Below are 18,603 nucleotides of genomic sequence, written 5' to 3' on the forward strand. Positions count from 1 at the left end.
CCGACACACGGTACCTGGTGACCGGCGCGGCTCCGACCGTCGATGGTGACCAGTGGGACTACAGAGGGCCCTTGGGGCGGCTGTGGGGCCGCCGGGCCGCGCAGATCACCGATCGCAGCGGGTGGAGTGAGGTCAGGCGGTTTTGCGGGTCGCCTTCTTCGGAGCGGCCTTCTTGGCGGCCTTTTTCTCCGCCTTCGGGGCTGCCTTCTTCGTACCCTCGGCTTTCTTGGCGGTCTCGGCCTTCTTCGGGGCGGCCTTCTTGGCGGCCTTCTTCGCCGGGGCCTTGGCCGCCGCCTTCTTCTGCTGGGCGGAACGCGCCGAGGTGATCGGGGTCGGCTCGCCGGCACCACCCCCGGCGGCCGGGGCCTCGCCCCGGGCCGCCCGGGCCCGCTCGACCGAGGCCTTCAGGGCGGCCATCAGGTCGACCGCGGCGGCCGGAGCCTCCTCGGCCTCCTCCGGCTGCACCACCTCACGGCCTTCCACCTTGGCGTCGATGACCTCCTGCAACGCCGCCCGGTAGTCGTCGGCGAACTCGTCCGGGTGGAAGTCACCGGCCATCGAGTCGATCAGGGAGGTGGCCATCGCCAACTCCGGGGGGCGGAGCTTCAGGTCCTCGTCGAGGAAGCCGAAGTCCGGCTTCCGGATCTCGTCCGGCCAGAGCATGGTGTTCAACAGCAGTACGCCGTCGCGGACCCGCAGGGTGGCCAACTGCTCCCGTTGACGCAGCGCCACCTTGACGATCGCCACCCGCTCCGAGTCGGTCAGGGCGTCGCGCAGCAGCAGGTACGGCTTGGTGGCGGTGCCTTCCGGCTCCAGGAAGTACGCCTTGTTATAGAGGATCGGGTCCACCTGCTCGGCCGGTACGAACTCCAGCACGTCGATCGCGTGCGAGGTGCTCAACGGCAGGTCGGCGAAGTCCTCGTCGGTGAGAATGACCATCTCCCCGCCACCGATGTCGTAGCCCTTGGCGATGTCGTCGTAGCTGACCTCCTCGCCGCAGACCTGACAGGTGCGCTTGTACCGGATTCGCCCGCCGTCTTCCCGGTGCACCTGGTGGAACCGGATGTCCTTTTCCTCGGTCGCGGAGTACAGCTTCACCCCGATCGAGACCAGGCCGAACGACACGGCGCCCTTCCAGATGGCCCGCATCCCGTACTCCCTTCGCCGGTATCGACCATGCTCGCACTGAAGCGAACGTGACGCGAGGTGTTCGGCTGGCTACTACAGTCGGATCGTGCCCGGCGCGCCGCTCAAGCCGATGCTCGCGATGACCGGGCCCCTCCCGGTCGGTGCCGGCTGGGCGTACGAGTTCAAGTGGGACGGCGTACGCGCCCTGGCGGACATCTCCGCTGGTCGGCAGCATCTCTACGCCCGCTCCGGAGTGGAGATCACCACCGCCTACCCGGAACTGATCACCCTGGCCGAGCAGGTCGACGACGCCCTGCTGGACGGCGAGGTGGTCCTCTTCGACCCGGCCGGACGCCCCTCATTCACCGCACTTGCGGAGAGGATGCATGTGCGGAATCCGGCCAAGGCGGCCCGGCTGGCGGCCACCGTCCCGGTCACGTACATGATCTTCGACCTGCTCCGGTTCCAGGGGGAGGACCTGACCGGCTGGCCGTACGCCCGCCGTCGGGAAGCCCTAGACGACCTGGGGTTGGGGGCGGCGCGGTGGGCGGTCCCACCGGTCTTCTCCGACGGCCCGGCCACCTACTCCGCCGCCGGTGAGCACGGCCTGGAGGGGGTGATGGCCAAGCGGGTCGACTCGACCTACCGGCCCGGGGTGCGCTCGACGGACTGGGTGAAGGTCAAACTGGAGGTGACCGGCGACTTCGTGATCGGCGGCTGGCGGCCCGGGGCTCGCAAGATCGGCGGCCTGCTGGTCGGGGTGCCCGGTGCCGATGGACGCCTCACCTACCGGGGTCGGGTCGGCGGCGGCATCGGCGCGGCGATCGAAAAGCAACTGCTGCGCGAGTTGGAGCCCCTGCGCACCCCCGCCTCACCCTTCGCCGCCGGGGTGCCCCGCGAGGATGCCCGGGGCGCCATCTGGGTAACCCCCCAGGTGGTCGTGGAGGTGAAGTACGGCCAGCGCACCCCGGACGGACGGCTGCGGTTCCCCCGAATCCTGCGGCTGCGGCCGGACAAACCGGCCGAGGAGGTCGACGATGCCAACTGACCGGTTCCGGGTCGAGGTGCAGGGCCGCACCCTGGAGCTGTCCAATCTGGACAAGGTCCTCTACCCCCAGGCCGGCTTCACCAAGGGGGAGGTGATCGACTACTACACCCGGGTCGCCCCGGTGCTGCTGCCGCACCTGGCCGACCGGGCGCTGACCCGGATCCGCTACCCCAACGGGGTCGAGGGCAACTCCTTCTTCGAGAAGAACGCCCCGGCCGCCACCCCCTCCTGGGTACGCACCGAGAACCTGCCCGCCCCCGGATCCAGCAAGGGCCGGGAGACCATCGACTACGTGGTCGCCGACGACCTGCCCACCCTGGTCTGGCTGGCCAACCTGGCCGCCCTGGAACTGCACACCCCTCAGTGGAAGATCGGCGAACACCCCGACCTGATGGTGGTCGACCTGGACCCGGGTGCCCCGGCCGCCCTCAAGCAGTGCTGCCAGGTGGCGCTGCTGCTGCGCGACCGGCTGGCCGCCGACGGGGTGGAGGCCTACCCGAAGACCTCCGGCAAGAAGGGCATGCAACTGAGCTGCCCGATCGCCGGCACCCAGTCCGCCGAGGAGGTCTCGGCCTACGCCCGGCGGATCGCCCAGGAGCTGGAACGCGAACACCCGAACCTGATCGTGTCGAAGATGGCGAAGAACCTGCGACCCGGCAAGATCTTCATCGACTGGAGCCAGAACAACGCCGCCAAGACCACGGTCGCGCCGTACTCCCTGCGCGCCCAGCCGGTGCCGTCCGTCTCCACCCCGCTGACCTGGGACGAGGTCGCCGCCGGTGCGGCCGGTAAACGGCCCTCGTCGCGGCCGTACATTGCCGGTGAGGTGCTGAGTCGGCTCGACGAGCACGGCGACCTGCTCGCTCCGCTGCTCGACGTCGGTCCTCCGCTCCCGGAGTAAGGAAGGGCACCTTGTTAACGCCTCGTGTATAGGAAGGGCCCCCTATTAACGCGAGGCAAGGCGGGGCAGCCTGGACAGGTCGGGGCGGTAAGAGTAGGAAGTGCGGTATGTCTGCCACGCTGCCCGTACTGTCCGCCGTCGGTCTCGCCGAGCGGGACCAGCCGCTGATCACCTACCTCGATCACCGGACCGGGCAGCGCCAGCAGGTCACCGCCGCCGAGTTGGGCGACTGGTCGGCGCGGGCCGCCGGGCTGCTGCGGGACGGCTGTGGCCTGGGGCCGGGCAGTCGGGTGGCCGTGCTGCTGCCGCCGCACTGGCGTACGGCCGCGGTTCTGCTGGGTGCCTGGGCGGTCGGGCTGGAGGTGTCGTTCCGGCCGCGCGCCACCGCCGGGTTGCCGGTGCTTGAGCCCGGCGGCGACCGACCGTACGACGCCGTCCTGGTCAGCCCGGAACGGCTGGACGACTGGCTGGAGGAGGTACCCGACGGGCTGCACCGCTACCTGGTCGGCACCGCCCCGGAGCCGCTGACCGAGGTGCCGACCGGCTGGCTCGACTGGTCGACCGAGGTGCTGCGGCACGGCGCCGCCCCGACCGACCGCCCCCTGCTGCACGCCACCGACCCGGTCAGCCCGGACGGCACCACCTACCACCAGTGGGGCGGGCTGGCGCGGGAGTTGGCCGCAACCTGGGACCTGCGGGTCGGTGACCGCCTGCTGGTCGACGTCGCCGAGCACGACCTGCCGCTGAAATGGCTGCTAGCGCCCCTGTCGGCCGGTGCCTCGGTGCTGCTCTGCGCCAACCTGGACCCCGCCGACCGGGAGGCGGTGGCCGCCGCCGAGCAGGTCACCCGCATCCTCTAGATCCGCCGCCGCGCACACCGCCCGACCCGCACCGGCCGGCCCGAACACGGCGCGTCGTGCTCCGCCGCCAGCACACACCGCCCGCCGCCGGGCAGCCGCCGGTCACAGAAAACCCAATGGCGTACGCCCTGCTGGTCCTCGGCCGACACGGTCACCCCGCCCGGCTCGACCCGGGCGCTGAGCCGGGCCAACACCCGAGCGACCGTACGGGCGAACAGCCGCGCCCGCACCAGATCGGGTGCGCTGACCGGCAGATGGATCACCCAACGCCCGCTGCCGCCAGTCTGCCGTGGACCCATTGGTTGACCGCCTTCCGCTGGTCACGTGAAGTGGGAGGGCGGCCTCCGCCGTGGTACAGCCGGCGGAGGCCGCCCCTGCCCAACCACCGCAGCCTCAATCGGCAGTACGGCAGCCGGGCCGCGCGGGGGGAATCGCGCGTGAGTGGGGGTCTACCAGCGGCGACACGAAGCCAGTACGAGAGGCGCCAACCGACCGCAACAGCACCGCATCACCGAGAGCGACGCTACCGATACCTGTCACCTCTGTCAACGCTCTCTTACCTGTCGAATCTGGCTGATCAGCTTCTTGCTGCTTCCCTTTCAGTTGTTGCCGCTCTTTCAGCTGGTGATCGATACTGGGTGGGCCAACCGACCGCAAGGGGTCCCCGTGCCGATTCCGCCAACCATGGGCGAGTTGATCAATGATCTGCTGAGGCGGATCGAAGAGGGCGAGTTCCAGCCCGGATCGCAGATTCCCTCCACGCAGGAGCTGTCCGATCACTACGACGTGTCGGTGTCGACCATCCACCGTGCGGTAGCGACACTGCGTAGGCAGGGAGTTTTGATAGGACGCCCTGGCAGGGGCGTCTTCGTGGCGGAGTCCGCACCGAGCTGAGAACCTGCGACCCGCACGCCTCTCCTACGCGATAGCCGCTCCGCATGTCGGCGCTAGGAAGCGAACACATCGACAGGTCGGGACCCACCCTCCCGTGCGCGGGGAGCAGCGCAAGACCCGTGCGGATGGGCGGGTGTTGCGGGCATCACCCCGCGTGCGCGGAGAGCATCCGACCGTAACGCCCTCGCTCCCCGCCCGCTCTGGATCACCCCCGCATGCGCGGGGAGCAGTCCTGGCCTTGTGAGGAGTAGCTGATGGTGGACGGATCACCCCCGCATGCGCGGGGAGCAGGCCACCCCGGCCCGCCTCACGAACACCTCCCGCGGATCACCCCCGCATGCGCGGGGAGCAGGGGATCGGTGGGGCGGCGGACGCCCTGGACAAGGGATCACCCCCGCATGCGCGGGGAGCAGCGGCTTGAGCACACCACCGACGGGGGGACGGTGGGATCACCCCCGCATGCGCGGGGAGCAGATCCGTTCGGTGCAGGACCGGATTAGCGAACTGGGATCACCCCCGCATGCGCGGGGAGCAGTACCAAATCCGCGTTCACGGCATCGGCGGACCGGGATCACCCCCGCATGCGCGGGGAGCAGAGCCCAGTGCGGACGGTGGGGCCGGCTCTGTTGGGATCACCCCCGCATGCGCGGGGAGCAGGAGCTGTTGCGGCGGGTCGGCGAGGTTTCTCGGGGATCACCCCCGCATGCGCGGGGAGCAGAACTTGCTGCCCAGGTGCGACGTGCCTTCCACGGGATCACCCCCGCATGCGCGGGGAGCAGGCCAGCACCCGGTAGAAGCGGGGATTCGGCAGGGGATCACCCCCGCATGCGCGGGGAGCAGGTACGTATATCGACTGTGACTCAAGGGCAATGTGGATCACCCCCGCATGCGCGGGGAGCAGGGCGAGCACAACCACGTGCATCTGCTCGTGAACGGATCACCCCCGCATGCGCGGGGAGCAGCTCGCCCAGGCGTCGCGGATGCTCCGTGACCGGGGATCACCCCCGCATGCGCGGGGAGCAGCGTGTTGACCCTGCCGTTTTGGGGTCGGCGTTCGGATCACCCCCGCATGCGCGGGGAGCAGGATTCGGCGTGCGGATGTTGTGTGAGGGCGTGCGGATCACCCCCGCATGCGCGGGGAGCAGCGACTCAACGCACTGGGTACGGCCTACTACCCGGGATCACCCCCGCATGCGCGGGGAGCAGCGTTTTGGGGTCGGCGTTCTTACAACGAAGAGAGGATCACCCCCGCATGCGCGGGGAGCAGCAGCCGGTTCTGCTCAGCGGCTGTCGCCGGGAGGGATCACCCCCGCATGCGCGGGGAGCAGTTGTACGAACTGGGCGGCGTGACCCTCGCAGTGGGATCACCCCCGCATGCGCGGGGAGCAGTGGCCGCGACGCAGCGGCGTCCGCACCGTGTCGGGATCACCCCCGCATGCGCGGGGAGCAGTCGGGGATGCCTCGCTGCCAGCCGCGCGGCCGGGGATCACCCCCGCATGCGCGGGGAGCAGCACGTCCAGGTCCCCGGGGCCGGCTGGTGCGGGGGATCACCCCCGCATGCGCGGGGAGCAGCATCCGCCGTCGAGGTACTGGCGAAGCGCCGGGGGATCACCCCCGCATGCGCGGGGAGCAGCATCCGGTACCCGGACTCGGTGCGGTACCAGTCTGGATCACCCCCGCATGCGCGGGGAGCAGCAGGGCGAGACGTGCACCGACTGCGGTGAGGTGGGATCACCCCCGCATGCGCGGGGAGCAGGTCACCATCACCGGCACCCCGACCGGCGGCACGGGATCACCCCCGCATGCGCGGGGAGCAGGGTCGCGGCGGTCGACTCGGCGCGGCGCGACAGGGATCACCCCCGCATGCGCGGGGAGCAGCTGCTGTACGTCGCCAGGAGGTCGCGTTCGGCCGGATCACCCCCGCATGCGCGGGGAGCAGCAATCCCTGACGGACTGGCGGGGGCCGTCGCGTGGATCACCCCCGCATGCGCGGGGAGCAGGGGGAACTGTCCGTCGGTGACGCCGAGGACGTGGGATCACCCCCGCATGCGCGGGGAGCAGCACGATGAACCGGCTGGAGCAGCTGAGCCGCTAGGATCACCCCCGCATGCGCGGGGAGCAGCGGGTGATCATGTCGCGGTTCAGCGTCGTCGCGGGATCACCCCCGCATGCGCGGGGAGCAGCACGAAGAACAGCGCCATGATCGCGCTCGCGCGGGATCACCCCCGCATGCGCGGGGAGCAGTCACCACGACTCGCGCCGGAATAATACGTGTCGGGATCACCCCCGCATGCGCGGGGAGCAGCGGCCGGGGTGCCGGCCGACCGGGTCCGGTTCAGGATCACCCCCGCATGCGCGGGGAGCAGCACCACTTCCGCTCCGACTGCCGGGCAGCAGCGGGATCACCCCCGCATGCGCGGGGAGCAGCCCGGCAGCGCCTTTATGCATGACGCCTGCACAGGATCACCCCCGCATGCGCGGGGAGCAGCGATCGCAGCGAACACCGGCCCGACCCGATCCAGGATCACCCCCGCATGCGCGGGGAGCAGGGCCTACAGTTCCGCCAATCATCTATTCCTGAGGGATCACCCCCGCATGCGCGGGGAGCAGGTGAGGACCAGAACAACAACGTCAGCGGCGGCAGGATCACCCCCGCATGCGCGGGGAGCAGCATGACGCCGGTCCGTTTCGACCAGGCCACCTTGGATCACCCCCGCATGCGCGGGGAGCAGCTCGGGTACCCGGGGACCGGCCCCATCATCGCCGGATCACCCCCGCATGCGCGGGGAGCAGGCAATGTCGAACGCCTGACGGGCGAGGTTGAAAGGATCACCCCCGCATGCGCGGGGAGCAGACCCGGACGTAAACGCGCGGGTCATGTTCGCCAGGATCACCCCCGCATGCGCGGGGAGCAGACCCGACGGCCGGGTCATGGGGTGCCCCGTCCGGGATCACCCCCGCATGCGCGGGGAGCAGACGTCACCGAACGGCACATTGCCGATGGCGGCGGGATCACCCCCGCATGCGCGGGGAGCAGACGTTCGTTGCCTTACCGAAGGGCCGCATCGAGGGATCACCCCCGCATGCGCGGGGAGCAGACTTCCTGACCTGGAGTGCTATAGATCAACTTCCTGGATTTCATTCACTTTGACTTTGAAGATCACCATTGCGGGCTCCCGCATTGAGGGCGTGACTGCTGTGGTCGGTCGGTTGGTCAGCGTACCGGTTGGTCGAGCGGCGGTACCGGATCAGTCAGTGAGGAGTCCGCCTGATCGACCGAAGTCGAGACAATCTCGGTCGACAGCCGTGTCCGGCGTACATGATGGTCGTTCACGAGCATGTGATGCGTCGGTGTGACCCGGTAGCGGTCGTTGCTGGAACGGAGTTGGCGGCCTGTGTCGTACCCCTCTGCTTTCGTTTCTCCCGTGATTGACCAGCATGGTCTCAGTGAGCGCGCCCGCCTGGTTTGGGGTAAGACGAACCGCGACCGGGGCTTCTGGCTTCCGCTTTACCGGCACCTCGCCGATTCCGCCGATGTCGCTGGCATGTTGTGGGATCTGTGGCTACCCGTTGCGGTTCGGAAGCGTATTGCGGAGGCGCTGCCCGGTGGGGTCGACGACGGGCGCAGGTTGGTGCGCTGGCTAGCTGGCATCCACGACATCGGCAAGGTGAGCCCGGCCTTCGCCTGGCAGGTGCGGCACCTACGGGTGGCCATGGAGGATGCCGGCTTCACCTTCGACCGCCAGGTCGAGGCTGATCGGCTTTGCGCGCCGCACGGGCCCGTCGGGCACCTGGCTCTCATCGATTGGTTGACCGCCGAGCATGGCTGGTCACGCGACCAGGCCGGGGCGTACGCCGTAGTGGTTGGTGGGCACCACGGGGTGCCACCGACGGACGGCGATCTCATGCGCATCCGGGAGCGGCCCTATCTGCTCGGGGTTGACGGGCCATGGCCGCAGGTGCGCGGCGAGTTGCTGAGCTGGATGAGCCGGTACACCGACAGTGTTGACCGGCTGCCGGCCTGGCGGGAGGTCGCCCTACCGCAGCCGGTGCAGGTTCTGCTGACCGCGATCGTGATCGTCGCCGACTGGATCGCCAGCAACGAGGACTACTTCCCGTACGGCTACCGCCAGGAGGACGCGCCCGACCGACTGGCCCAGGCGTGGGACGAGTTGGATTTGCCGACCCCCTGGGCGGCTGTTGACGTCGCGGATCTGGACACGCCGGCCCTGTTCTCTCGGCGCTTCGAGATGCCAGCCGGGGCCCGGCCCTATCCGGTGCAGGCGGCGGTGGTGGAGCAGGCTCGCACCATGCCACTGCCGGGGCTGCTGATCGTCGAGGCTCCGATGGGTGAAGGGAAGACTGAGGCGGCGCTCGCTGCTGTGGAGATTCTCGCCCGGCGTACCGGTGCGGGCGGATGTTTCCTGGCGCTGCCCACCCGGGCGACCGGTGACGCGATGTTCAGCCGGGTATTGGGTTGGCTCAGTCGCCTTCCCGACGCCGATCGCGGCCGGGGTGCCCGGGACGCGGCCCTCGCCCACGGCAAGGCGATGCTCAACGACGAATACTCTCGCCTCTATCGGGACGGAGGGCTGCCGAGTGCGATCGCGGAGGACGAGGGTGGTGCGGCGGTCGCCGTGCATGGCTGGCTGGCCGGGCGGAAGCGGAAGCTGCTCACCAGCTTCGTCGTCGGTACCGTCGACCAGTTGCTGTTCGCCGCGTTGCAGGCGCGGCATGTGGCCCTGCGGCATCTGGGCCTGGCCGGCAAGGTGGTCGTCATCGACGAGGCCCACGCTTACGACGTCTACATGAGCCGGTACCTCGACCGGGCCTTGGAGTGGCTGGCCGCGCACGGCGTACCGGTGGTCATTCTCTCCGCGACCCTCCCGGCCTCCCGGCGGGCGAGCATGATGCGGGCGTACGACGATGGCCGGCTCGGGGTGCGGCGCACCGTCAGTCGCCCACGGCGCTGGTCCCGCGACGGTGGCCACGACGTCGGGCCTGACAGCTATCGGGTGCTCCGCGACGACCTGCGGTATCCACTGCTCAGCGTCTCCGGTGCCGATCGGACGCCGGTGGCGGTGGCATGTGCGGCATCCGGCCGCAGCCTTGCTGTGCGATTGGAGAAACTCGACGACGATCTGGAGGTTCTCGCCGCGCGGCTCCGAGCCGAGCTGGTCGAGGGCGGCTGCGTCCTGGTCGTGCGTAACACCGTGGCGCGGGTCCTGGAGACTGCGGCCGAGCTGCGCGAAAAGCTCGGTCCGCAGATTCCGGTGACGGTTGCCCACTCCCGTTTCATGGCGGCCGACCGGGCGGTCAAGGACGCCTGGTTGCGGGACACCTTCGGATCACCGACCCACCTGGCGAAGGTGGGGCGGAGCCGACCTGCCTGTCATGTGGTGGTCGCCAGTCAGGTGGCCGAACAGTCACTGGACATCGACTTCGATCTGCTGGTCACTGATCTCGCCCCGGTCGACCTGATATTGCAACGAGTCGGGCGGCTGCACCGGCACCGGCGGGCCGACCGTCCCGCTCGACTGGCCGAACCACGCTGTCTGGTGACCGGCGCAGACTGGTCGACCGAGCCGCCGACCCCGGTGACGGGCTCGACCAGGGTGTACGAGAAGTTCACCCTGTTGCGGGCGATGGCCGTCCTGTTGCCGCACCTTGACAGCGAGCGGATGCTGCGGCTGCCGGAGGACATCGCGCCGCTGGTGCAGACCGCCTACGGCAGCTCGCCGGTCGGCCCCGAGCCGTGGCAGCCGGTGCTCGCCGAGGCAGCGGGCCTGGCCCAGCAGCACGACGAGGCTGCCGGTAAGCGGGCGGAGACGTACCGCATCGGGCCGGTCCGGCGGCCGGGGGAATCCCTCGTGGGATGGCTGGACGCCAGCGTGGGAGATACCGAAACCGCAGGCGGCAACGAGCGGCGGGGCCGAGCCCACGTACGTGACGACGGGGCGGAGGCACTGGAGGTGCTTGTCCTGGTACGCCGAGGCGAGGAACTGATCACCCCACCGTGGCTTGACGCGGACGGTGGGGTAGTGGTGCCGACCGACTTCGCACCGACGCGGAGAATCGCCCGCACGATGCTGCGGTGTGCCCTGCCCCTACCGAGAGCGATCACCGCCAACGGTGGCATCGACCGGGTCATCGACGAGTTGGAGAAACGCAACGCCTTCCCTGCCTGGGAGAAGGACCCACTGCTCGGCGGTGAGCTGATCCTCGACCTCGATGGGCAGGGGCGCAGCCGGCTAACCGACTTCGCCCTGACCTATGACCAGGCCAGTGGTCTACGGGTGGCCAGAGCCGATCCGGGGAAGGGCTGAGCGACCGTTGTCCGATACCGGACAGGCCAGCCGCGTTCCGCCTCTCTGGATGCCGCAGGTGGTCTCCGACCTGCGAAAACCCCTGCCTACGCAGGGAACATTGTGAATATAGGTAGCGACAGTGGATCACCCCGCAGTGCGCGGGAAGGGCTAGAGTTCCTGGCCGAATGCTATTGGTAGGGACAGATTAGGGCTGTCGCTTCTTGCCGGGCAAAGTGGTTGGAGATCACCTCACATGGCGGACGTCGTTTCCTCCTTCTCGCTGATCAGGCAGCCGTGGATTCCGGTGCTCGACCTGGCCGGTCACCGTCGTCTCGTCTCCCTGGCCGAGCTGTTCGCGCAGGCGACGGAGCTGCGGGCGGTCGCCGGTGACCTGCCCACCCAGACGGCAGCGATCCTCCGCCTCCTGCTGGCCATCCTGCACCGCGCGGTCGACGGCCCCGAGGACGAGTCCGACTGGCACAAGCTCTGGCAGCGAGCCGACCTGCCCGCCGAAGATGTCGTCGGATACCTGGACGAATACCAGGACCGCTTCGACCTGCTGCACCCGGTGACGCCGTTCTATCAGGTGGCCGACCTGCGTACACAGAACGACGACACGTTCGGTCTGGAGCGGCTCATCGCGGACGTCCCGAACAACGCGCCATATCTGACCACCCGGCTCGGGCCCGGACTGGAGCGCCTGACCCCGGCCGAAGCTGCCGTCTGGCTGGTGAACTGCCAGGCCTACGACACCTCCGGCATCAAGTCCGGTGCGGTCGGCGACATGAGGGTCAAGGGTGGTAGGGGTTACCCGATCGGGCCGGGCTCCTGCGGTTCCCTCGGGCTGGTCTACCTCGAAGGTCGGACGCTGCGGGAGACCCTCCTGCTCAACCTGGTCACCCTAGACAGCACCTACCTGCGGCAGAACCCGGAGCGTGACTCCCCGGTCTGGGAACGCGATCCGCACGGCCCGAGTGAGGAGAATGAAGGTGATCGTGGTCCGCACGGCATCCTGAACCTGTACACCTGGCAGTCCCGGCGGATCAGACTCCACGGCGACGCGAGTGGAATCACCGGCACGGTGATCGCCAACGGCGACCGGATCACCTGGGCCAACCTGGAGCACCTGGAGCCGATGAGCGGCTGGCGGCGCAGCCCCAACCAGGAGAAGAAGCTCGGCCTGCCAACCGTCTACCTGCCCAATGAGCACGATGCCACCCGGGCGCTGTGGCGTGGGCTGGCCGCCCTGCTGCCTACCTCCGTCGAGAAGCCAGGCGCTGACGCCCCGGCGCGGCGGCCACCGGCGATCAGCCAGTGGCTGGCCCGGCTGCGCCTCAAAGGGCACATCGACGACGGATACCGAGTCACCGCCCGCGCGGTAGGGGTCGTCTACGGCAACCAGCAGTCCGTGGTCGAAGAGGTCTACCACGACGCCCTCACCATGACGGTGCAGGCGTTCGACCCCGCCGGCCCGTTGGCCACCACCATCGTGGACGGCGCAGCCGATGCTGAAGCCGCCGTGAAGGCCCTGCGTGGGCTCGCCGCGAACCTGTGCCGAGCCGCCGGCGGCTATGGTGACCGGCCCGAAGATCCACCCGCTGCGGCCGCCGAACGCGCCGCCGAACTCGCGTACTCCAAGCTGGACATTCTGTTCCGGCACTGGCTCGGCGGCCTGGGCCCGGCCGACGATCCGACCCAGGCCCGCGTCGAATGGCAGCAGCGGGCCGAGCGGTGTGTTCGCCGGATCGGCGGCGACCTGGTCAAGTGGTCCGGCCCGCAAGCCTGGGCGGGGCGCTACGTCGACCAGGAGAAGACGAAGTACCTGAGCAGCCCTCGGGCGGATGCCCTCTTCCGCGGCGCCCTGCGACGCGCACTACCGCTGGCTGCCACCCCCGAGACCCCGCCCATCGCCCAGGAGGTGCCGGCGTGACCGACACGGCCCAAGCTGACCACGACACCCCGACCCCCGCCCGCAGCCGCCACGGGCGCCGCCGAGGACCCTTCGGTGGGTACGTCGCCGCCAGGATCACCGCCCTGCAAGACGGATACCTGCGGGAGGAGGCGTACTCCGTTGCGGCGCTGGCTCGCCTGCGGGCCGGTGTCGGGCGGAAACCCGGGGAGGACTTCGCCACCCTCGAGGAAACCCGGGTGAAGGAGAAATACCTCGGAGACTGGATCGGTGACGACCCCACCCACACCGAGCGGGCCATGCACACCGCGCTCACCCTGTACGCGGTGCACCAGCAGTCCATCCGTGACCAGGGCATGCACCAGGACGGGCAGGGCCTCGGCGCGGCGGTCAACCTGCTGACACACGACCGTTCCCGGGCCGAGCCGGTTCGCCGTCGGTTCGCCGCCCTCGGCACTGCCACCAGCTACACCTCCGTCACCACCCACCTGCGCAGTCTGATCCGGCTTCTGCGCGACCATCGGATTCCCCTCGACTACGGAGTGCTCGCCGAAGACTTGGTCAAGCTCCAGAAGCCGTGGGGGCTGGCCGAGGTTCGTGGCCTGTGGGGACGCGACTTCTACCGCCAGCCCGAGTCGGGGGAATCCCCGAGCGGTGATGCCATCGACCCGAACACCGACTCCGCGCCGGTCGGCGCCACCTCCGAGGAGTGACCATGACCCGCACCATCCTGGACGTGCACATCCTGCACACCGTGCCGCCGAGCAACATCAACCGTGACGACTCCGGCTCGCCGAAGACCGCCATGTACGGCGGGGTACGCCGGGCTCGGGTTTCCTCGCAGTCCTGGAAGCGCGCGGTCCGGCTGGCGTTCCGCCGCACCCTGGACGACTCCCAACTCGGTGAGCGCACCAAGCGCATCGGCGAAGCCATCGCCGAGCGGATCGCCGACCTCGAACCGACCCTGAAGGACAAGGCATCCGCCCTGGCCGCCGAGGTACTCAAAGCCTCCGGCCTGGTTAAGAAGGAGGCCGCCGCCAAAAAGAAGGCGAAGGAAAGCGGTCAGAACCCGGACATCGAGTCCACCTATCTGCTCTTCCTCAGCCACCGTCAGCAGGAGAACCTGGCCCGGGCGGCGATCGAAGCCGAGCTGACCGGCACGAAGCTGGACACCAAGCAGCTCCAGAAGCTGGCCGACACCGACCACTCCATCGACATCGCCATGTTCGGCCGGATGCTCGCCGACGTGCCGGACCTGAACGTCGACGCGGCCGTCCAAGTCGCCCACGCCCTCAGCGTGCACGCCGTCGAGAACGAGTTCGACTACTACACGGCCGTCGACGACCGTAAGCACGACAACCAGGAGACTGGTGCCGGCATGATCGGCACGATCGAGTTCAACTCCGCGACCCTCTACCGGTACGCGGCTGTCGACGTCGATCGCCTGCACGACACCCTCGGCGACGTCGCCGCCACCCGCCAGGCTGTCGAGGCCTTCCTGCACGCCTTCACCACCAGCATGCCGTCCGGCAAGCAGAACACCTTCGCCAACGGCACCCGCCCCGACGCGGTCATGGTGCGGCTGCGCGACACCCAGCCGGTCAACCTGGTCGGGGCCTTCGAAGAGCCCGTACGCGAGCGGCAGTTCGGGGACCTTGCCGGCGTCGTCACCGCCGCCGCCGAGAAGCTCGCCGACCACACCAAGGAGGTCGAGCAGGCGTACGGTGACCCGGCCGTCGTCGCCTGGGTCACCCACGTCGGTTCCCGCACTGCGGCCCTGGCTGCCCTCGGCGAGGTGCTTCCCCTGCCTGAGCTGGTCAACGCGGTCGGTACGACGGTCGCCGACCGCCTCGGCACGCCCGCATGAGCGTACTGCTGCTGCGGCTGGCCGGTCCGCTCCAATCCTGGGGGGCCACCAGCCGCTTCACCCAACGGCACACCGAGATCGCGCCCACCAAGAGCGGAGTGATCGGGATGCTCGCCGCCGCTCAGGGCCTGCGGCGTACCGACCCCCTCACCGACCTGCTTGGCCTCGAATTCGGGGTCCGGATCGACCAACCCGGCCAGATCCTGCGGGACTTCCAGACCGCACGCACCCTCGACGGTCGGGACAGCATGCCGTTGACCAACCGCTACTACCTCTCCGACGCGGTGTTCCTCGCTGCGATCGGTGGTGCCCAGGACCTGCTCACCGGCCTGGACGAGGCGGTACGCCGACCCAAGTTCCCGCTCTACCTCGGCCGCCGGTCCTGCCCACCGGTCGCCCCGGTGACCCTCGGCGTCCATCCCGGCACCGTCCCCGAGGTGCTCGGCGACTATCCGTGGCAGGCCGCGAAGCGCCTGTGTAAGGGCGCTGGTCTGACCGTTGCGCTGGAGATGCTCACCGACGCGCCACCCGGGGCGGAGGTCAGCGAGACGGTTCCTGACCAGCCGATCAGCTTCGATCCGGCCCACCGGCAGTACGGGTGGCGGGCGGTCGTGCGTACCCGGGTCGTCGTGCCCAACCCCGACGGCAGTGCTCCCGTGGCCGCTGCCGCCGGCGGCGCACCACCGGCCGACCACGATCCCCTGTCGTGGCTGTAAGGATGACGATGCATCTCACTCGATTCCTCGTGAACACCGCCCGGCGCGGCGCACGCAAGCTGCTCGCCTCTCCCCAGGCGATGCACGCCGCCGTGCTCTCTGGCTTCCCTCGACCCGAGGACCACACCCGCGACGACGCGCGCACCCTGTGGCGTCTCGACCAGCAGCAAAACCGTCAGGTCGTGCTCTATATCGTCAGCCCGACCCCGCCGGATCTGACCCACCTGGTCGAACAGGCAGGCTGGCCGACCAGCACCGAAAGCTGGCAAACCCGCCCCTACGAGCGGCTGCTCGGCTCCCTGGACAAAGGGCAACAGTGGGCGTTCCGGCTCACCGCGAACCCTGTCCGGACCGGGCGCAAAACGCAAACCTCCCCGAGCACCCAACGCTTCGGGCAGGTCACCGCAGCGCAGCAGGTCGAATGGCTGACCAACCGGGCGGAACGCAACGGCTTCACCATCGCCCGGCAAGCGGATGGCGAACTGAACCTCGTCACCTACAACCGTCAGGTGCACAAGTTCACCCGCAACCGCAGTGAACGGCCGGTCACCCTGGTGACGGCCAGCTACGACGGGGTTCTCGAAGTCACCGACCCGGCCCTGTTCCGGGGCGTACTCACCCGAGGAATCGGGCACGCCCGAGCGTACGGCTGCGGACTGCTGACCGTGGCTCCTGCCCAGGCCAGGCCGTGAAGCATCCCGGTGTCCCGCCGGCCGAGCTGTCGGACCTCAACCGGGCGCAGGACCGAATCAGCTTCGTCTATCTCGAACGCTGCGTCATCCACCGAGACAGCAACGCGATCACCGCCACCGACGAGAAGGGGGTCGTGCACATCCCGGCGGCCACCCTAGGGGTCCTCATGCTCGGCCCCGGCACCAGCATCACCCAGCAGGCGATGATGCTGATCGCCGACAACGGTGCGACCGTCGTCTGGGTGGGGGAGCACGGTGTCCGCTACTACGCCCACGGGCGTACGCTCGCCCGCTCCAGCCGTCTGCTCGTCGCCCAGGCCGCCGCCGTGTCGCACCGCGACCGACGGCTCCAGGTGGCCCGCGCGATGTACCGAATGCGCTTCCCAGGCGAGGACACCAGCACCCTCACCATGCAGCAGTTACGCGGCAAGGAGGGCGCACGGGTGCGCCGCTGCTACCGCGAGCACGCACTGCGCACCGGCGTAGCCTGGAACAACCGCGAATACAACCCGGACGACTTCGCCGGAAGCGATCCGGTCAACCAAGCCCTGTCGGCAGCCCACGCATGCCTCTACGGCATCGTGCACGCGGTTATCGTCGCCATCGGTGCTTCACCGGGCCTCGGCTTCGTGCACACCGGCCACGAACGATCATTCGTGTACGACATCGCCGACCTCTACAAGGCCGAGATCAGCATCCCGGTGGCCTTCGACATCGCCGCCGGTGACTCGACCGACATCGGCGCCGACACCCGCCGCGCCGTCCGAGACCGCGTCCACGACGGCGCGCTCCTCGACCGCTGCGTACGCGACATCAGAAACCTCCTGCTCGCCAGCAGCGCGTCCGGGCCGATCGATCCGGTCTGGCTCGACGAGGAGGCCGGCAGCGACGCCGTACGCCTCTGGGACGAGAACGGATTCGAACTGGCCGGTGGCCGCAACTACAGCGGAGAGGTCGACTTCTGATGACCGTCATCATCCTCACCGCCTGTCCGGAGGGGCTACGCGGCCATCTGACGCAATGGCTGCTGGAGATCTCCGCCGGGGTGTACGTCGGCCATGTCAACACTCGGATTCGTCAACGCTTGTGGGGCAAGGTAATGGAGATGGCCGGGCCAGGGCGGGCGCTACTGGTCTATCAACAGCCCGGCGAGCAGCGCCTCTCCTTCGAGGTGCACGACCACCATTGGGAGCCTGTGGACTTCGACGGCATCACGTTGATGCGCCGGCCGACCGATCGAAGGACCTACAACCCTGCGACAGCCCGAGGCTGGAGCAAGGCTTCAAAACGCCGTCGCTTCGGCCGCAAATCGGCTGAGCCGGACGGCTCGGCCACGAAACCAAGTGAAGGAAAACCCGGCAGTTGATCTACAGCGCCCCAGGTCAACAAGTCTGCTCCCCGCGCACGCGGGGGTGATCCCACATAGCTTGCATCATTAGATGACGCAAATATCTGCTCCCCGCGCACGCGGGGGTGATCCCCGCTGTCGCCTTTCCGGCCCTAGCTTGCCGTACTGCTCCCCGCGCACGCGGGGGTGATCCCACTCCCAAGGCCGACTGGTCGACCCGATGGCGCTGCTCCCCGCGCACGCGGGGGTGATCCCGCCCCCTCAAATCTCGCCTGGATATGCCGGGACTGCTCCCCGCGCACGCGGGGGTGATCCGGGTGAGCGCCGTCCGTTCGATTTCGGCCGGGTCTGCTCCCCGCGCACGCGGGGGTGATCCCTGGTCCCGCGTGACGCGCTCGGCCCGCTGCCGCTGCTCCCCGCGCACGCGGGGGTGATCCCAGGGTGGTGAGCAGCCGGGTCATGACACCGACCTGCTCCCCGCGCACGCGGGGGTGATCCCTACTACGCGGCGCAACTGGTCTTTGGAACCAGCTGCTCCCCGCGCACGCGGGGGTGATCCCTTGAAGTCCCGGTATGAGCGCTGCGGGACGAGCTGCTCCCCGCGCACGCGGGGGTGATCCGTGGTCTTACCGGAACCGCCCTTGAGATTGGCCCTGCTCCCCGCGCACGCGGGGGTGATCCCGTTCTGTGCGCGCCGGCCGTGCGGCCGGTGAGCTGCTCCCCGCGCACGCGGGGGTGATCCCCAACCCCGGAGAACCGCGCTCACGGTCCCCGACTGCTCCCCGCGCACGCGGGGGTGATCCCTCCGGGGTCGGCTCCTCCGGGAGCTTCCGACCCTGTGTCAAGCCCCGGGTTTGATGGACAGTTGGTTAGCTGGTTTTCAGGGGTGCGGTGACCGGGTGGGTCATCGCGTGTAGGGCCTCGTGTTCGGC

General features: G+C 69.3%; 14 protein-coding genes and 2 CRISPR repeat arrays. Of the genes, 12 read left to right on the top strand and 2 right to left on the bottom strand.

Annotation, left to right across the window (positions count from 1 at the left end; translation table 11 throughout):
• Positions 1-132: 132 nt before the first annotated feature.
• Positions 133-1,149, bottom strand: a complete 1,017-nt coding sequence (locus ACGFIK_RS25835) for a Ku protein (protein WP_393341748.1) — start codon at positions 1,147-1,149, stop codon at positions 133-135.
• 85 nt (positions 1,150-1,234) lie between these two features.
• On the opposite strand from ACGFIK_RS25835, the gene ligD (ACGFIK_RS25840) reads away from it, so the two are divergent.
• From ligD (ACGFIK_RS25840) to ACGFIK_RS25850, 3 genes are all read left to right on the top strand, one after another.
• Positions 1,235-2,176 (top strand): non-homologous end-joining DNA ligase, encoded by a 942-nt coding sequence (gene ligD, locus ACGFIK_RS25840; protein WP_393341751.1) that lies wholly within the window; start codon positions 1,235-1,237, stop codon positions 2,174-2,176.
• Positions 2,166-3,077, top strand: a complete 912-nt coding sequence (ligD, locus tag ACGFIK_RS25845; protein ID WP_393341753.1) for a non-homologous end-joining DNA ligase — start codon at positions 2,166-2,168, stop codon at positions 3,075-3,077. Before ligD (ACGFIK_RS25840) ends, ligD (ACGFIK_RS25845) begins: the two co-directional genes overlap by 11 nt.
• A gap of 107 nt (positions 3,078-3,184) precedes the next feature.
• The gene (locus tag ACGFIK_RS25850; RefSeq protein ID WP_393341755.1) at positions 3,185-3,937 is read left to right on the top strand and encodes a TIGR03089 family protein; all 753 of its coding nucleotides are present in this window, start codon (positions 3,185-3,187) and stop codon (positions 3,935-3,937) included.
• Here the strand turns inward: ACGFIK_RS25850 and ACGFIK_RS25855 are convergent.
• Positions 3,934-4,236, bottom strand: a complete 303-nt coding sequence (locus tag ACGFIK_RS25855) for a hypothetical protein (protein WP_393341757.1) — start codon at positions 4,234-4,236, stop codon at positions 3,934-3,936. The genes ACGFIK_RS25850 and ACGFIK_RS25855 overlap by 4 nt on opposite strands.
• A gap of 367 nt (positions 4,237-4,603) precedes the next feature.
• Between ACGFIK_RS25855 and ACGFIK_RS25860 the strand changes: the two genes are divergently transcribed.
• The 9 genes from ACGFIK_RS25860 to cas2e all read left to right on the top strand — a co-directional run bounded on the left by ACGFIK_RS25860 (position 4,604) and on the right by cas2e (position 17,689).
• Positions 4,604-4,831, top strand: coding sequence for a winged helix-turn-helix domain-containing protein (locus tag ACGFIK_RS25860; protein ID WP_393341791.1), 228 nt, complete (start codon positions 4,604-4,606; stop codon positions 4,829-4,831).
• Between the two features lie 81 nt (positions 4,832-4,912).
• Positions 4,913-7,929: a CRISPR direct-repeat array (repeat unit 28 nt; unit sequence GGATCACCCCCGCATGCGCGGGGAGCAG).
• A gap of 327 nt (positions 7,930-8,256) precedes the next feature.
• Complete coding sequence (gene cas3, locus ACGFIK_RS25865) at positions 8,257-11,157, top strand: CRISPR-associated helicase Cas3' (RefSeq protein WP_393341760.1); 2,901 nt, start codon at positions 8,257-8,259, stop codon at positions 11,155-11,157.
• Between the two features lie 235 nt (positions 11,158-11,392).
• Complete coding sequence (gene casA / locus ACGFIK_RS25870) at positions 11,393-13,069, top strand: type I-E CRISPR-associated protein Cse1/CasA (RefSeq protein WP_393341762.1); 1,677 nt, start codon at positions 11,393-11,395, stop codon at positions 13,067-13,069.
• Positions 13,066-13,761 carry a type I-E CRISPR-associated protein Cse2/CasB gene (gene casB, locus ACGFIK_RS25875; protein ID WP_393341765.1) on the top strand — a complete coding sequence of 232 codons (696 nt, stop codon included), beginning with the start codon at positions 13,066-13,068 and terminating at the stop codon, positions 13,759-13,761. The genes casA and casB overlap by 4 nt, the downstream gene beginning before the upstream one ends.
• A 2-nt stretch (positions 13,762-13,763) precedes the next feature.
• A complete protein-coding gene (gene cas7e / locus ACGFIK_RS25880; protein WP_393341767.1) occupies positions 13,764-14,915 on the top strand; it encodes a type I-E CRISPR-associated protein Cas7/Cse4/CasC in 1,152 nt (383 codons plus the stop codon).
• Positions 14,912-15,631, top strand: coding sequence for a type I-E CRISPR-associated protein Cas5/CasD (gene cas5e, locus ACGFIK_RS25885; protein WP_393341769.1), 720 nt, complete (start codon positions 14,912-14,914; stop codon positions 15,629-15,631). Before cas7e ends, cas5e begins: the two co-directional genes overlap by 4 nt.
• 8 nt (positions 15,632-15,639) lie before the next feature.
• Positions 15,640-16,323 carry a type I-E CRISPR-associated protein Cas6/Cse3/CasE gene (cas6e, locus tag ACGFIK_RS25890; RefSeq protein ID WP_393341794.1) on the top strand — a complete coding sequence of 228 codons (684 nt, stop codon included), beginning with the start codon at positions 15,640-15,642 and terminating at the stop codon, positions 16,321-16,323.
• Positions 16,320-17,288 (top strand): type I-E CRISPR-associated endonuclease Cas1e, encoded by a 969-nt coding sequence (gene cas1e / locus ACGFIK_RS25895; RefSeq protein WP_393341772.1) that lies wholly within the window; start codon positions 16,320-16,322, stop codon positions 17,286-17,288. The genes cas6e and cas1e overlap by 4 nt, the downstream gene beginning before the upstream one ends.
• The gene (gene cas2e, locus ACGFIK_RS25900) at positions 17,288-17,689 is read left to right on the top strand and encodes a type I-E CRISPR-associated endoribonuclease Cas2e (RefSeq protein WP_393341775.1); all 402 of its coding nucleotides are present in this window, start codon (positions 17,288-17,290) and stop codon (positions 17,687-17,689) included. The genes cas1e and cas2e overlap by 1 nt, the downstream gene beginning before the upstream one ends.
• Positions 17,690-17,714: 25 nt before the next feature.
• A CRISPR array of direct repeats spans positions 17,715-18,475; the repeat unit is 28 nt; unit sequence CTGCTCCCCGCGCACGCGGGGGTGATCC.
• Positions 18,476-18,603 lie beyond the last annotated feature (128 nt).

Origin of the sequence: Micromonospora sp. NPDC048871, from assembly GCF_043198155.1 — a bacterium.
GTDB lineage: Bacteria > Actinomycetota > Actinomycetes > Mycobacteriales > Micromonosporaceae > Micromonospora.

Bases quoted from the DNA above. Each gene is read 5' to 3' on its own strand.
- ACGFIK_RS25835 (WP_393341748.1), bottom strand. From the start codon at position 1,149: ATGCGGGCCATCTGGAAGGGCGCCGTGTCGTTCGGCCTGGTCTCGATC.
- ligD (WP_393341753.1), top strand. From the start codon at position 2,166: ATGCCAACTGACCGGTTCCGGGTCGAGGTGCAGGGCCGCACCCTGGAG.
- ACGFIK_RS25850 (WP_393341755.1), top strand. From the start codon at position 3,185: ATGTCTGCCACGCTGCCCGTACTGTCCGCCGTCGGTCTCGCCGAGCGG.
- ACGFIK_RS25855 (WP_393341757.1), bottom strand. From the start codon at position 4,236: ATGGGTCCACGGCAGACTGGCGGCAGCGGGCGTTGGGTGATCCATCTG.
- casA (WP_393341762.1), top strand. From the start codon at position 11,393: ATGGCGGACGTCGTTTCCTCCTTCTCGCTGATCAGGCAGCCGTGGATT.
- cas7e (WP_393341767.1), top strand. From the start codon at position 13,764: ATGACCCGCACCATCCTGGACGTGCACATCCTGCACACCGTGCCGCCG.
- cas5e (WP_393341769.1), top strand. From the start codon at position 14,912: ATGAGCGTACTGCTGCTGCGGCTGGCCGGTCCGCTCCAATCCTGGGGG.
- cas6e (WP_393341794.1), top strand. From the start codon at position 15,640: ATGCATCTCACTCGATTCCTCGTGAACACCGCCCGGCGCGGCGCACGC.
- cas2e (WP_393341775.1), top strand. From the start codon at position 17,288: ATGACCGTCATCATCCTCACCGCCTGTCCGGAGGGGCTACGCGGCCAT.